16 protein-coding genes are annotated in these 15125 nt (G+C 47.4%); 12 read left to right on the plus strand and 4 right to left on the minus strand.

The genetic code is table 11. The features are described 5' to 3' along the window. The first annotated feature begins 1 nt into the window (after position 1). Genes tmk through X794_RS03060 form a run of 7 tightly spaced genes read left to right on the plus strand, consistent with a single transcriptional unit; the run spans position 2 to position 6473 of the window. Positions 2-628, plus strand: coding sequence for a dTMP kinase (tmk, locus tag X794_RS03030; RefSeq protein ID WP_011309262.1), 627 nt, complete (start codon positions 2-4; stop codon positions 626-628). Continuing rightward, the gene (gene mnmA, locus X794_RS03035; RefSeq protein WP_011309263.1) at positions 621-1694 is read left to right on the plus strand and encodes a tRNA 2-thiouridine(34) synthase MnmA; all 1074 of its coding nucleotides are present in this window, start codon (positions 621-623) and stop codon (positions 1692-1694) included. Before tmk ends, mnmA begins: the two co-directional genes overlap by 8 nt. A gap of 1 nt (position 1695) precedes the next feature. Beyond that, positions 1696-2334, plus strand: coding sequence for a ribonuclease HII (locus tag X794_RS03040; protein ID WP_011929036.1), 639 nt, complete (start codon positions 1696-1698; stop codon positions 2332-2334). Next, positions 2324-2689, plus strand: coding sequence for a YraN family protein (locus tag X794_RS03045; RefSeq protein ID WP_011309265.1), 366 nt, complete (start codon positions 2324-2326; stop codon positions 2687-2689). The genes X794_RS03040 and X794_RS03045 overlap by 11 nt, the downstream gene beginning before the upstream one ends. Positions 2690-2724: 35 nt before the next feature. Further along, positions 2725-3783 carry a thiamine phosphate synthase gene (locus X794_RS03050; protein WP_011309266.1) on the plus strand — a complete coding sequence of 353 codons (1059 nt, stop codon included), beginning with the start codon at positions 2725-2727 and terminating at the stop codon, positions 3781-3783. Next, a complete protein-coding gene (locus X794_RS03055) occupies positions 3776-4429 on the plus strand; it encodes a haloacid dehalogenase (protein ID WP_012984293.1) in 654 nt (217 codons plus the stop codon). Before X794_RS03050 ends, X794_RS03055 begins: the two co-directional genes overlap by 8 nt. Before the next feature lie 4 nt (positions 4430-4433). After that, entirely contained in the window at positions 4434-6473 is a 2040-nt protein-coding gene (locus X794_RS03060) for a sodium-translocating pyrophosphatase (protein WP_011309268.1), read from the plus strand. 11 nt (positions 6474-6484) lie between these two features. Here the strand turns inward: X794_RS03060 and X794_RS03065 are convergent, their stop codons facing one another. Further along, positions 6485-7102 (minus strand): MBL fold metallo-hydrolase, encoded by a 618-nt coding sequence (locus tag X794_RS03065; protein ID WP_011309269.1) that lies wholly within the window; start codon positions 7100-7102, stop codon positions 6485-6487. A 106-nt stretch (positions 7103-7208) separates the two neighbouring features. Between X794_RS03065 and X794_RS03070 the strand changes: the two genes are divergently transcribed. From X794_RS03070 to X794_RS03085, 4 genes are read left to right on the plus strand one after another with little or no spacing between them, the layout of a single operon-like run. Continuing rightward, positions 7209-7754 carry a hypothetical protein gene (locus X794_RS03070; RefSeq protein ID WP_049760314.1) on the plus strand — a complete coding sequence of 182 codons (546 nt, stop codon included), beginning with the start codon at positions 7209-7211 and terminating at the stop codon, positions 7752-7754. A gap of 36 nt (positions 7755-7790) precedes the next feature. After that, positions 7791-9092, plus strand: coding sequence for a glycine--tRNA ligase (locus X794_RS03075; protein WP_011309271.1), 1302 nt, complete (start codon positions 7791-7793; stop codon positions 9090-9092). 13 nt (positions 9093-9105) lie between these two features. Next, the gene (locus X794_RS03080) at positions 9106-10353 is read left to right on the plus strand and encodes a metallophosphoesterase family protein (protein ID WP_011309272.1); all 1248 of its coding nucleotides are present in this window, start codon (positions 9106-9108) and stop codon (positions 10351-10353) included. A 23-nt stretch (positions 10354-10376) separates the two neighbouring features. Further along, a complete protein-coding gene (locus X794_RS03085) occupies positions 10377-11126 on the plus strand; it encodes a pseudouridine synthase (RefSeq protein ID WP_011309273.1) in 750 nt (249 codons plus the stop codon). Here X794_RS03085 and X794_RS03090 read toward each other — a convergent pair. The 3 genes from X794_RS03090 to hpt are packed head-to-tail and all read right to left on the minus strand — an operon-like array spanning position 11119 to position 14100. Further along, positions 11119-11853, minus strand: coding sequence for a phosphoribosyltransferase (locus tag X794_RS03090; RefSeq protein ID WP_011309274.1), 735 nt, complete (start codon positions 11851-11853; stop codon positions 11119-11121). The genes X794_RS03085 and X794_RS03090 overlap by 8 nt on opposite strands. After that, positions 11853-13568, minus strand: a complete 1716-nt coding sequence (gene ade / locus X794_RS03095) for an adenine deaminase (protein ID WP_012984295.1) — start codon at positions 13566-13568, stop codon at positions 11853-11855. Before ade ends, X794_RS03090 begins: the two co-directional genes overlap by 1 nt. Continuing rightward, positions 13552-14100: a hypoxanthine phosphoribosyltransferase gene (gene hpt / locus X794_RS03100; RefSeq protein ID WP_012984296.1), complete on the minus strand. Its 549-nt coding sequence runs from the start codon at positions 14098-14100 to the stop codon at positions 13552-13554. Before hpt ends, ade begins: the two co-directional genes overlap by 17 nt. A 285-nt stretch (positions 14101-14385) precedes the next feature. Between hpt and X794_RS03105 the strand changes: the two genes are divergently transcribed. After that, positions 14386-15051, plus strand: coding sequence for a hypothetical protein (locus X794_RS03105; RefSeq protein ID WP_012984297.1), 666 nt, complete (start codon positions 14386-14388; stop codon positions 15049-15051). The last annotated feature ends 74 nt before the right edge of the window (positions 15052-15125 follow it).

Consider the following 15125-nt stretch of genomic DNA (forward strand, 5'->3'; position numbering starts at 1 on the left):
TATGTCTTTATTTATTACATTTGAGGGCGGAGAAGGCTGCGGTAAAAGCACCCAGTCCAAAGCTTTGTACCGTTATTTGAAAAAACTGGGGCTGGGGTGTGTGCTCACTCACGAACCCGGCGGTAGCAAATCAGGCGATAAAATAACCCGTTTGCTTAAATGGTCTAAAGAAGAACACATCTCACCACTTACGGAACTGCTTCTCTTCAATGCCTCACGTTCTATCCTTATAGACAATGTTATCAAACCTGCCTTGCAGGATGGCAAAATAGTTATATGTGACCGTTATACAGATTCTACTCTGGCATATCAGGGTTATGGGCGGGGACTTGATTTGGATACGGTAAAGTGTGTAAACAGTCTGGCAAGCGGGGGTCTTGTTCCTGACCTTACTATCTGGCTGGATATGGATGACAAAGCTGCCCTGCTTCGCAAAGGTGAGTTGCCGCCTGACCGCTTTGAGAGTGAAAATAACGGCTTTCACCAGAGAGTCAGAAATGGTTTTGGAGCCATTTATGCTACCGAACCGGACAGATTCCTGAAGCTGGATGCTTCACTTCCTCAGTCAGAGATTTTCAGCCGCATTAAACAAAGGGTGACTATACTGCTTGGTTGCCGAAATGAGTGACAGTTCTGAACTGGTAATGGTGGCTATGAGTGGCGGGGTGGATTCTTCGGTTACAGCCATGTTGCTTCTTGAACAGGGCTATAACGTAGCCGGGGTGAGTCTGCAACTTAAATCCAACAATGAACCCTATGGAAACGGGTACAACCTTAAACTTATTAACCGGGCACGTGAAGTGGCTGCCGCCCTAAATATTCCTCATTATGTGGTGGATTTGAGTGATATTTTTTCCCAAAGAGTTATTGCAGATTTTTGCCAGCAGTATTCGCAAGGCCGTACCCCCAACCCCTGTATCCGTTGTAATTATTATGTAAAGATAGGCGCCCTGTTGAATAAAATACAGGATTTCAAGGCGGATTATCTGGCAACCGGGCATTATGCCCGCATTGTTTCAGATGAAAATGGCACTCACCTCCTTCGGGGTGCGGATGGAAAAAAAGACCAGTCATATTTTCTGTATACCCTGCCGCCAGAATCTCTATCACGCCTGATGTTTCCATTGGGGCAAAAATACAAAAAGGATATTGTCCGTTTAGCCACTAATATGAAACTGCCGGTTTCCCAAAAAGAAAGCCAGGATGTATGTTTTATACCTGACGGTGATTATAAATCTTTTCTGGCCACCCGTATGGGATTTACCCCCGGCAAAATTCTGGACACCACAGGTAAAATACTGGGAGAGCATCAGGGACTGCCCCTTTATACCGTAGGCCAAAGGCAAGGGCTGGGGTTGGCTTCAAATGAAAAGCTGTTTGTATCTGACATGAATGCAGATGCTAATACAATTACGGTTGCCGGCCATGACCAGCTCTATACCAGCCGTATTTTACTGAGTAATTTTATCTGGAGGGAAAGCGGTATCCCTCTGGATACCTCCGGCATGATAGTCAAAGTCCGCTACAAAGCCGCTCCCGCTGAGGTTAAAAAGATATCTCAATCAGGTGATTTTTATATACTGGAATTGGCAAGCCCGGTCTGGGCAGCCACTCCCGGTCAAGCGGCAGTAATCTATCTGGATGATATGGTGCTTGGCGGTGGTATTATCGAATCCGGCGGAGATACTATCTGATATGCCTGCAACTGTTATTTGCCCCAGCCGGGCTGAAGAAAAACTGCTTCGTAAACAGGGTTTTATCCTTATTGCAGGTTTGGATGAAGCCGGCAGAGGTTGTCTGGCTGGGCCGGTGGTGGCAGGAGCTGTTATCATGCCGCCACGTTTAAAGGGTGACTGGGTGGAGATGGTAAGGGATAGTAAGGTCCTCAGCCCCGCAAAACGCGAATATCTTTACTGTCACATTGTTTCCATGGCTGTAACCTTCGGGGTGGGTGCGGTAGATAACGAACAGATTGACAGCATGGGCATTGCCCCCGCTACCAGACTGGCCATGAAACAGGCCGTGGAAGACTTAACTTGCCAGCCGGATTTTCTGCTGGTTGATTACCTTAAGCTGCCGGATATTCCCCTGCCTCAAAAGGGTATTGTAGACGGTGATGCTCTCTGTTTCAGTATTGCCTGCGCCTCCATTGTGGCCAAGGTTAGCCGTGACCGCCTGATGTCCAAGCTGGATATGGAGTATCCCGGATACTATCTTGCCAAACACAAGGGGTACGGTACGGCCCTGCATGTGGAGTGTATTTGCCAAAAGGGTATTTCTCCTATTCACCGCCGCACTTTTGCCCCATTGAAGGGTATGATTGATGGCCTATAACCGCAAGGAAACAGGCGAATTTGGGGAAAAACTGGCCGCAGAGTACCTAAAAGGCATGGGATACAGCATCATCCAGACCAACTGCCGTTTGCCCGAAGGTGAAATTGATATAGTCGGGCAAGACGGTGAGTATCTGGTATTCATTGAGGTGCGAACCAAACGCCGTTTGGGCTATGGCTTGCCTGCCGAATCTGTTACACCGCGTAAAAAGGCCCATCTTATGGCCAGTGCCGAAAGTTATATTCAAAAACACCGGCTGGAACATTTCCCCTGCCGGATAGATTTTGTTTCGGTAGACCTCAGCCAGCCTGAGCCTAGGCTGGAACTAATCAAAAATGCACTGGGTGAAGAATGAAGACGACAGATACAGGTTTGTGTTAAAATCTTGCCGTGGATAACCTTGAAAAATTGTGGCGGATAGTTGATGTAAACCAGAACCGATTGAGTGAAGGTTTGCGGATACTGGAAGAGATTGCCCGCCTATACCTTGAAAATGAAACGCTGACTCTGCGTTTAAAAAATCTGCGTCACGCACTTACTCTGCAGGATACTGCCTCCAACTGCCATCTTTTATTCTCCCGCCAGGCTGATACGGATATAGGTGCTCATCTGAAAACGGTTGACCAGTCCAAACCTGAAACCCTGTTTTCGCTTATCAGTGCCAATGCCAAGCGGGCTGAACAATCACTGCGGGTTTTGGAAGAATTTGCCGGTCTGCTTGAACTTGGTCTTGACACCTCTATTTACAGCCGGGGGCGTTTTGAACTTTATACCCTTGAAAAAGATTTGGCGGCCATACTCTTGCGGAAAAACCGCCGGGATATGATAAAAGGTCTGTATGTAGCGATAGATGTGGATTATTTGGCCGGGCGGGATATACCACGGGTTACTAAAGAAGTCCTTGAAGGCGGTTGCCGCCTTGTCCAGCTAAGAGCCAAAACCGCTTCTGCCAGACAATTTCTGTCATTGGCACTCAGCTTAAAAGAACTTTGTATTGAGTATGGTGCGGTGTTTATTGTAAATGACCGTCTGGATATTGCTCTTGCCTGCGGGGCTGACGGGCTTCATCTGGGGCAGACAGATTTGCCTCTGTCGCAAGCCCGCCGCCTTATGCCGGCCGGCAGTATTATAGGTATTTCGGCGGATTCGCCTGAAGATGCTGCTTCGGCACAGGCAGGAGATGCGGATTATGTAGCCGCCGGGGCGGTTTTTCCCACCCAAACCAAGCTGGACGTTCTTTATGGCGGTCTTTCAGGCTTAAAAGCCATACGACAGGTGGTTAACATACCTTTGGTTGCTATCGGCGGAATAAATAAGTCCAATTACAATGAAGCCTTGCAGGCAGGCGCAGACAGCCTCTGCCTGATAAGTGCTGTTTTAGGTGCACCTGATATCAAAAAGGCTACTTCTGAATTTATGACCCTTGTGGAGGCAGAAAAAAATGACTAACATCAGCGTCAAAATGGAACAAATATCTGATAGCATACGGGAAAATTTCAAGACCCGTGATGCCGCCCGTGAAAAATCTCTGCCTATCAGCCGGGAAGCTATCCGATATTGCAGTCTGGCCATTAGGGCGGTTCACCGGCAGGAACTGGCGCAGGCAAGGGAAATGCTGGTTTCAGCCAGAGCCCTTATCAAAGAGGCCGGGCAGGCCATAGATGATTGCGGTGAACTGTCCAACACCACTTTTTTTCTGGATGCCCAGAAAGAGTACGCTGAAGCTAATACGGTACTGGCTCTGGTAAACGGGAAGGATATGCCCTCGCCTGAGGAACTGGAAGTGGACAATGCCGCATATTTAAACGGCATAGGTGAGGCGGCAGGTGAACTGCGGCGTTATATACTGGACGGCCTGCGAAAGGGTGAAGACACCCGCGGCGAAGAGCTTCTTCAGGCTATGGACGATATCTACGAAGTACTGGTTACCATGGACTTTCCGGATGCTATTACCGGCGGGCTTCGCCGTACTACTGACATGGTACGGGGAGTGCTGGAACGAACCAGAAGTGATCTTACTTTGTACATTCAGCAAAAGGGGCTTGAACAAAAACTGGAAGTATTCCAGTCAAAACTGACCCGGAAAGGGGAATAATTTAGTGTCTATCTGGATTGCATTGGTTGTCGGTTTGGTAGGTCTGGCAGTTGCCGGACTGCTTGCCAAATTTGTCCTCAAACAAGATGAGGGCACACCCAAGGTGCGGGAAATCGCAGCTGCCATCAAGGAAGGTGCCATGGCCTTTATTACCCGTGAATACACGGTGATGGCTATCTTCGTGGCGGCAGTAACTATCATACTGGCGTTTTTACCCTCGCTGGGTTGGCCGGTATCGGTTTCATTCCTGTTTGGGGCATTATGCTCAGGTCTGGCTGGTTTTATTGGTATGAGCATCGCCGTCAGGGCTAACTCACGCACCACCACTGCCGCCAGCCACAGCCTTAATCAGGGCTTAAAACTTTCTTTTAGAGCCGGTTCGGTAATGGGCATGTGTGTAGTTGGCATAGGCATTATTGGTCTTTCAATAATGTACTTTGCTTTCGGCAGTGACGTAGACTTTATCAAGATTTTGCCCGGATATGGTTTTGGTGCTTCCTCTGTGGCTATCTTTGCCAGAGTGGGCGGGGGTATTTTTACCAAGGCGGCTGATACCGGTGCGGATATTGTTGGTAAGGTAGAAAAAGGTATCCCCGAAGATGACCCCCGCAATGCGGCAGTAGTAGCTGACTTTGTGGGTGACAACGTGGGTGATGTAGCCGGCATGGGTGCTGACCTTTTTGAATCTTATGTGGATTCCATTATCGCTACCATGGCGTTGGCTACTATCGGGGCTTTTTCCATGAAACTGGGATATGCCCTTGTTCCGTCTCAGGAAGCCGCTTTCTTCCTGCCCATGCTGGTTGCGGCCGGCGGCATATTGGCTTCTGTTATTGGTATTTTTCTGGTACGTACCGGAGAAAAACTTCAGATGAAGGCCTTGCTGGCGGCTTTGCGCAAGGGCACTCTGGCGGCAGCCTTTTTATCGGCGGTATTCTCCTTTTTAGCTGTATGGTATCTTCAGGCAGATTTGGGTCTTTTCTTTGCCATTCTAGCCGGCCTAGTGGCTGGTGTGCTTATAGGTGAGAGTACCAACTACTTTACTTCTTATGTTTATAAACCCACTCTGGGTATTGCTGCATCCTGCCAGACGGGTGCGGCCACCAATATTATTTCGGGTTTTTCAGTAGGGCTTATGAGTGTAGTTCCTCCAATAGTTCTGGTGGTAATAGCCATCGTAATTTCCTATGCTTTTGGTGATGTTTACGGCGTAGCTCTGGCGGGAGTTGGTATGCTGGCTACTCTGGGTATACAGGATGCCACCGATGCTTACGGTCCGGTTGCGGACAATGCCGGTGGTATCGCCGAAATGTCCGGTTTACCCAAAGAAGTACGCGAACGGACTGATGCACTTGATTCCCTTGGCAACACTACTGCCGCCATTGGCAAAGGTTTTGCCATAGGCTCAGCCGGGCTTACTTCACTGGCACTTTTACTTTCTTATACTCAGGCTGTGGGTATATCTGCTTCGCAAGTCAGCTTACTGGATGTTAAAGTTCTGGCAGGACTTTTGCTGGGTGTTATGATGCCGGCTGTTTTCTGTTCACTCACCCTAAAAGCGGTGGGTGTTACCAGTTTTTCCATTGTGAATGAAGTGCGGCGTCAGTTCAAAGAGATTGCAGGTATAATGGAAGGCACCGCCAAACCCGAATACGGCAAATGCGTAGACATCTGCACCCGTGATTCAATCAAGCAGATGATTCTGCCCGGTGTTATCACAGTGGTTTCACCGGTGATAGTCGGTTGGTTATTGGGTCCGGTAGCGGTAGTGGGTTTCCTGACGGGCACTATCCTGTGCGGGTTTATACTGGCGGTTACTTTTGCCAATGCCGGCGGTGCCTGGGACAACGCCAAGAAATGGGTTGAAACGGGTGCTTATGGCGGTAAAGGATCAGATGCCCATAAAGCAGCAGTGGTAGGTGATACGGTTGGTGATCCTATGAAGGATACTGCCGGACCTTCGCTTAATATAATGATTAAGCTGGTTGCCATTATTGCCCTGGTTATGGCACCTATACTGGCTACTTTCAACGGCATAATTTAAGAGTACTAAAGCTAAATAAACGGGTTGCCGGTCTTTTCTTTGCCGATAGTTGTTTCCCGGCCGTGTCCGGGGAAGACTAGGGTTTCAGGGGGAAGGCTGAGCAATCCGTTTACTATATTCTGGCGTAAAGCTTCCGTGTCACTTTTATCAAAATCTGACCGCCCTATTCCTGAGTTAAAAAGGGTGTCTCCGCTGAATAAATAGCCCCTAGTATACAGGCAGATACCACCCGGTGTATGACCGGGGATAGAAATAACCGAAAATTTGATTTTACCTAGTTCCAGCGTACTGCCTTCGCTTAGCGGGATATCAGGTGCAAGGGTTGGCAAGGCGGACATTCCCAAATAACTTACCAGCTCAACGTTTTCACTTAAACTGGCATCTGCCGGGTGAAAACACAGTTTAGCTTCCGGGTAAAGTTTTCTTGCATATTCCAGCCCTGCCAAATGGTCAAGATGCCCGTGTGTAAGTACGATATATTTTACATCAAGGTGATATTCAGTAACTGTTTCGGGGATGGAGTTTGAGATAGCAGCCGGGTCAATTATAAGCCCATGGCGGCTTTCCTCATCACCCAGTATATAGCAGTTTGTACCCAGTAAACCTAAACGGAGTTTGCGGTTAAGCATGTTTGTATAAGCCTCAAGGATAATATTTTGGCACATTCTAGCACTAAAGCTGGTATCCGCCAAAATATTTTTGACTTATTTGCCCAAAGCTGATAACTTTTTATTCATGAGTATAGATAATCAGCCGAATCTGCCTGCCGCTTCATTCAGGTTTCGTCCTGTTTATTTTATGGCACCCCTGATGGTATTGGTTATTTCACTTCTCCTTACGGCTGTCTATTATGGTCGTTTGCCGTCAGACGTAGCTTACCGCTTCAGCATTGACGGTGCACCTGTTACCTATATAGATGCCGGGCTTATAACAGGAGTGCTCCTCGGTGTGCAGCTCCTGCTGGTACTATTTGCGTTTGGTCTGGCGATTTTTTTGCCAAGACTTGGTTTTTTCAAAAACAACCAGACTGATTTCTGGGTAAAACCGGGAACACTGCTTGGTTTTATGGGTAATATCATGGCTGTACCCCAGCTTATACTGGCGTATGCCCTTCTGGATGTTTTTGTTTATAATGTTCATCAAATCCACCTGTTGCCGCTCTGGTTGTTTGCCATTATCCTTATAGTTATAGCGGCTATAGTGATAGGTATATTTGCCATTCCGGTATTTGTCAGGGCCTACAAAACTTTCAATGGCCCAAGTGCAAGCAAAAAGGAGTAATTGACCTTGTCTGAAAACATTTCTCAGCCTGTTGCCATGGATAAAATAGTTTCTCTGGCCCGCCGCAGGGGGTTTATATTCCCCAGCAGTGAAATTTACGGCGGCCTGAATAGTTGCTGGGACTATGGTCCCTTGGGCGTAGAACTGAAACGCAATGTTAAAGAAGCCTGGTGGCGCTATATGGTACGTGACCGGGATGATGTGGTTGGTTTGGATGCCAGCATTATCATGCACCCCCGCGTTTGGGAAGCCAGCGGTCACGTGGCCGGTTTTTCCGACCCGATGGTTGACTGCAAAAAATGTAAAATGCGCTGGCGTCCGACAGATTTGGCTGAACCCAAGTGTCCTGCCTGCGGCGGTGAACTTACCGAATCACGCCAGTTTAACCTTATGTTTAAAACTTTTATGGGACCAGTTGAAGAAGCCGCCAGTATTGTTTACCTGCGGCCGGAAACTGCTCAGGGTATATTTGTAAATTTTGAAAATGTTTTAAATACCACCCGCAAAAAACTCCCCTTTGGTATTGCCCAGATAGGTAAATCATTCCGTAATGAAATCACCACCGGAAACTTCATTTTCCGTTCCCGCGAATTTGAACAGATGGAACTGGAGTATTTTGTAAAACCGGGTGCGGATGATGCCTGCTTGGAAGAATGGACTCAGTACCGCCTGAACTGGTATAAAAATTTGGGTATGAATCCGGAAAATCTGCGGCTTCGGGCTCACCGCTCTGACGAACTTGCTCACTATGCTAAAGGTTGCTATGACGTGGAATACAATTTCCCTATGGGTTGGAGTGAGCTTGAAGGTATAGCCAACCGGCGTGACTTTGATCTGACCCAACATGCCAAATACAGTGGCAAGTCACTGGAGTATTTTGACGAAGAAACCAAGGAACATTTTGTGCCTTATGTAATAGAACCTTCGGCTGGGGTTGAACGTTCTACTCTGGCTTTCCTGATTGATGCTTATGCCGAAGAACCTGACAAGGACGAGATACGGACTGTTTTGCACCTGCACCCGGCACTTGCCCCTTACAAAATAGCCGTATTGCCCCTTTCCAAAAAGGAAATACTGTCTGATTATGCCCGCAAGATTTATGCAGACCTCAGAAAGTGCTGGATGGTAGCTTACGATGATTCCCAGAGTATCGGCCGCCGTTACCGCCGTCAGGACGAAATAGGTACTCCCTACTGTGTGACGGTGGATTTCCAGTCTCTGGAGGACGGCATGGTTACCGTCCGTGACCGAGACAGCATGGCTCAGATACGGGTAAAGGTTTCCGAGCTGAGTTATATACTGGCAGCTAAACTTTCGGGTGAGCCGTTCAATAGCTGATTTGGAGGCGAAATTGAAAATTCTCCACTTTGCAGATCTGCACATAGGGGTGGAGAATTATGGCCGTTTTGACAGTGCAACCGGGCTTTCCTCCCGGTTGGCTGATTTTTTAACTGCGTTTGATCGTTTGGTAGCATATGCCATTGATAAAAAAGTGGATCTGGTGGTTTTCAGCGGAGATGCTTACAAGAGCCGTGACCCCTCCCAGACCCAGCAACGGGAATTTGCCCGCCGTGTAAGTACTCTGGCAAGTAGCGGTATTCAGGTGTTTTTACTGGTGGGCAACCATGACCAGCCTAATGCTGCCGGGCGGGCTACTACTACCGAAATATTTGATACTCTGGATATTGCCAATGTGCATGTTTCCGGCAAGGCCGAGGTGCATCTGATAAATACCCGAAACGGACCTATTCAGATAGCCTCCCTGCCATGGTTACGCCGTTCATCTGTTCTTTCAGTATCAAACCAAAAGGAAGAAAAGAACTTAAGCATTGAGGAACTGAACCAGAGGGTGGAGAGCTATCTGGCAGGTATTATAGAAAATCTGGCAGGCCAGCTTGATAAAAATATACCGTCCATTCTCTCTGCTCATCTTTCGGTCAATACTGCCAAAGTAGGTTCAGAGCGGAATATTTCCATAGGGTATGAACCTACAGTTATGTTAAGCAATATTGCCAACCCTGCTTTTGATTATGTTGCCTTGGGGCATATTCATAAACAGCAGGTCTTGTCTTCTGCCCCTCCGGTTATTTACCCCGGCAGTTTGGAAAGGCTGGATTTTGGTGAGGAAAAAGATGATAAAGGTTTTTATCTGGTTGAGATAGACCCGCTAAGCCATAAAACTGATTTTGAGTTTATAAAGCTGGAAGGCCGCCGTTTTCTGACTATAGAGCTGAATCTGAACGCTGACAGTCTTGACCCCACGCTGGAAGTAATAAATATATTACAGGCAAGGCAGCAAGATATAAAAGATGCCATAGTCCGCTTGAAACTGGAGTTGCCGGCGGAGATTGGCGGGCAACTGCGGGATAGCGATATAAGAGAAGCTCTTCGCGAAGCTCACAATTTCACTATCTCTAAAAATGTTATAAGATTAACTCGACAGAGGGCAGATGGCTTCAAGGTGGAAGGTCTGGATCCTATTCAGGCCTTGGAACATTATCTGGAAATAAAGCAAACATCCGCACAGGAAAAGAAGACCCTGCTGGAATATGGCCGCAGGCTTTACAGTACACTGGATAACAAGCAGACAAAAATTTAATATCCGGTATAAAGGAACATTAAATGGCCTACAATTCTTCTTCAGATACCTCACTGGTCAAAGTTCTGGTGGAAGCCAGGCTTGGCTCACGCCGCAAAATGGCCGAGGCTATAAAACAAGGGTTGGTTACCCTGAACGGGCAAAAAGCGGAATCTTATTCCCAGCCGGTAAATACCCAAAAGGATAAGGTAACCTTTGAGGGCAAACTTGTTGTACTTAGCCGCGTACGCCGCATTTACCTTATGTTAAATAAGCCCCCCGAAATAGTATCAACCACCAGTGATGAATTGGGCCGTAAAACAGTGATGGATTTGCTCCACCGCCGTTATGAAGGGGCTGGTCTCTTCCCTGTGGGCAGGCTGGATGAAGCCACTACCGGTCTTATATTGCTGACCAACGACGGTGAAATGACTAACCGCCTTACTCACCCCAGTTATGAAATAGAAAAAGAATACCTTATATCTATTGATGCTGCTCTGACTCAGGCAGATAAAGAAAGTCTGGAAAAGGGTATCCTGCTGGATGACGGGCTTACCTCGCCTGCCCGCTTGAGCAGGGTTACGGATGAACCACCGTATAACTACAAGCTGATAATCCATGAAGGTAAAAAAAGGATAGTCCGCCGCATGTTTGCCCGTTTGGGGCATCCGATAAAAGCTTTGAAGCGAAGCCGTATAGCTACACTGCGTTTAGGTAAACTGGAAGAAGGTAAAACCCGTGAGCTTACTCCGGGAGAGATAGCCGCTCTCAGGCGTATTACCCGCCTTAAATAAGGGGTTTACGACGCATGGTCATGCTGGGCGGAGGCAGGTTTTCCGGGCGGAGATTCAGGTTTTGACGGCGCATTTGCCAGTCTTTAAACACCTTTAAACTCTGCTCGTCATCCAATACGTTCCAGTAACGGTAATAATCTGATACATAAAACTTGGGCATAAACCCGTCTGCTACTGTAATAACTTCGTCAGCCACTTTTTCCACCAGCTTGCGGGCAGTTGCTGAAGCGGCGGGTACGGCAGCCACTATTCTGGCCGGCTTTTTGCGTCTTACAGATTCGATTGCGGCCAGCATGGTGTAACCTGAAGCCAACCCGTCATCAATGATAATGGCTATTCGTCCGTTCAGTATTGAAAGTGAGCGGTGCCCCCGGTACAGCAGGCTTCTCTGCTGAACTTCCGCCCGTACCTTATTAACAGTGTAGTTTATTTGCTGTTCTGTCATATGCAGGTAGTTTACTACTTCATGGTTAAGCATGACTGCTCCGTCATCTGCTACTGCCCCGAAGCCTCCTTCCGGCCGAAGAGGTATGGGCAATTTACGGGAAATGATCATATCCATATCGGCATCCAGTGCCAGTGCCACCTGAGTAGCAATGGGTATGCCTCCGTTCGGAATAGCTAAGACTATGGCAGATTTATCTTTATAGTGGCTTAGTTTTTCAGCCAGTTGCCTGCCTGCGTCAAATCGGTTTTCAAATATTGGCGATACCAGCGGTCTATGCATCATGTCTCCTGTGGTATAAGTTTAAAAGTCTTTACGTCTACCAACCCAAGGTCAGTCAAACGGAGTTCCGGTATAACGGGCAGTGCCATAAATGAGAGGGTGGCAAACGGGGTGCTTAACTTGCAGCCCAGTTTGGCTACCTGATTATTTATTTCTTCCAGTTCGGTTACTACTTCTTCAAGTGGTTTGGTGGAAAGCAGCCCGGCAACCGGCAGGGATACCGAAGCTGTCACCTGACCGTCCACCGCCAGAGCAATACCCCCGTTTATTCTTTCCAATTCCTTTATGGCGGTATACAGGTCAGCATCATTAGTGCCCACTGCTACTACATTATGTGAATCATGGGCCACAGATGAGGCGATAGCCCCTTTTTTAAGACCAAAACCTCTTATAAGCCCGTGTCCCATGTTGCCGCTTTGGTGGTGTCTCTCCATCACCACTATTTTTAGCAAATCCAGTTCAGTGTTTGCCTTGATAACTCCGTTTTCGGCGGGTATTTTCAGGTCCAGCCTGCGGGTTACTATTTGGCCGGGTATTACCTCTATTACCGGTATTTGGGGCTGGATGGTTTTCAGAATCAGGTCTTCGGTATCAAAGGGCCTTATATGGATACTATTAAGGAGTGATTTGGGTATGCGGCTTTGGGGTTTAAATAAAGCCTGGCCTTTTTCCGCTACCAGTTTACCTTTGTGAAAGACCATATCTATATCCAGTTGCTCAAGGTTTTGGCAAACTATCATATTGGCCAGATATCCGGGTGCAATTGCCCCATGACCCTGCAAATGGAAATATTCGGCGGTATTTATACTGGCTAACTGGATAGCCCTTACGGGGTCAAGTCCCAGACGGATAGCTTTGCGTACCACCGCATCAATATCCCCGTCACTTTTCAGATCAGCACAACTTCGGTCATCCACCACAAAAAGGCAGCGTTTGTAGGTTTGGTCAGTTACCAGCGGTAAAAGCTCTGCCAGATTTTTTTCTGAAGAACCTTCCCGTATCATTATATACATGCCGCGAGCCAGTTTTTCTTTGGCTTCGGCAAGGTGGATGCATTCATGGTCAGAGTGGATTCCGGCAGATATATAGGCATTCAGGTCTTTACCTGACAGACCGGGGGCATGTCCGTCCATCACTTTGCCCGTGGCGGCGATAATCTTGTCCAGTACCGAAGGAACACCAAAGAGCACTCCGGGGAAATTCATCATTTCTCCCAGTCCGGTTACGTTTGGAAGACGGAGCAAGTCGGCTACATCTTGGGAGTTTATCTCCGCTCCGGCAGTTTCCAGATGGGTGGCAGGTACGCAAGAAGGTACCTGTAAAAAAATGCTCAAAGGTAAATCTGCTGAGGCATCCAAGACATAATCAATGCCCTCTTTACCGCAGACATTACTAATCTCATGCAAGTCTGTTATTAATGCCAAAGTACCGTTGGAGACTACTGCTCTGGCATATTGGGCAATATCCAGCATAGAGCTTTCCACATGGGTATGGCCGTTTATGAGTCCGGGGAGAAGATAAGCCCCCTTCAGGTCTATCACCTCTTTGCCATGCCTGTAGTCACCCACGCCGGCTATCTTGCCGTCAAAAACTGCCACATTGGTTTGTTCTATTTCGGCGTTAAATACATTTATAACTCGGGCATTTAAAAGCACCAAGTCGGCTTCGGTTTCGCCTCTGGCAACTTTTATCAACTGGCTAAGGTTTGTCTGCATCCGGTTTTTCCTCCAGAGCAAATATTTCGGGCAACTGGCGGTAGCATTCTGCCCAGTCCAGTCCGTAACCTACCAGAAACTTGTCCTCAACTTCGCAGCCCAGATAGTCTATTTCTACCGGACAGACTCTTCGGCTGGGTTTACTGAGAAGGGCGCACAGCTTCACAGAGTTTGTGCGGCGTTTTTTCAGATACTTTAGCAGGTAAGAAACAGTTAACCCTGAATCTACAATATCTTCAATCACCAGTATATCTTTTTCCGCGATATCCCGGTTAAGCGGTCTGGTCAGGTGTACTTTGCCACAGCTTTGAGTATTTTTGCCATAGCTGGCCAGACCTACAAAATCCAGTTCAACCGGCATATTCAGGCGGCGGACAAGGTCAGCCATAAAGACAAAAGATCCCTTGAGTACGCCTATAACTACCAGAGGTCTATCCTTGAAATCACGGTTAATCTCATAGGCCAAACGCTCAAGATAAACTTCTATTTCAGTCTTGGGAATAAAAAGTGAAAGTTTCATCCTGTTCATCATCTGGTTGTGATTATAGCCTGCAAATCTCCACCTGTCTAGAAACAGGGGTATTTTTGTTGGTATCTGCCGTTTGTTATTTCAAGCCTAACCTTGGAGTATAAAATACGTTATAGGAAAAGGTGGCTGATTTGGCTTTTTGGGGAGGTGTTTACGGGTGTAGCTTTTTGGGCAACAGGATTGCCTAAACTTTAGTTCTGCAATTATAAGTTTTAAAGCTAAATGGTATGCTTCGGGGAAAAAGAGTGTTATAATTTGTCAGCTAAATTGATAGATAACGAGGATTTTATGAAGTGTTTGAATTGTTCCCGTGATTTTGAGGATAATCTGGTTGAATCGGGTTTGCTGTTTTGCCCTTTCTGCGGGGTTGGCCAGCCCAGAGGTTCCCAAAACCCTGATATCAATAATATGACTTTTTGCAGTTGCGGTCAGGGTATTGTTGGTAAAGTAAATTATTGCCCGGGTTGCGGGCAGATGTTAAACCCTGATGCCCCTCCGCTTGAACTAACCGGCCGTCTCTACAAGAACACAACCCGCCGTGAAACAGCCGACAAGACCCCGCCAGTGGTTCAGGAAATCCCTGAAGATACCGAATATGAAAATGATGAACAGTTAGAGTTTGCCCGTAGGCCACAGGTTTACCGGGATAATGAAGAAACTCCCCCTTCTGCCAGACCTGCCAGGCAAGCCTATCCCTATTATGACCAGCATGAAGAACGGTCTCGTAGCCGTACGTCCCGCCGTTATGCCGCTGATGATGATTATTATGAAGATGAAGAGCCTATTCGTTACCGCAATTCCCGCCGCCCTGCTAAGGCCTACCGCGAAGAACGCAGTTACCGGCCTAACCGCCGAAATGATGTAATGCCGCTCCTTGTGGTACTTTTGATTGCCGGAGTGGGTGTACTGGGCTATGGTATTTATCTGCTCATTCAAAACTTTATCGGCAGTTAGGCATCTTAATCTGTCCTTAATATTATTGATATATAATCAATCTTTATATCAGGGTTGATTATTCCCTTTTACTG

Origin of the sequence: Dehalococcoides mccartyi CG5 (assembly GCF_000830885.1) — a bacterium.
GTDB classification, from domain to species: Bacteria; Chloroflexota; Dehalococcoidia; order Dehalococcoidales; family Dehalococcoidaceae; genus Dehalococcoides; species Dehalococcoides mccartyi_B.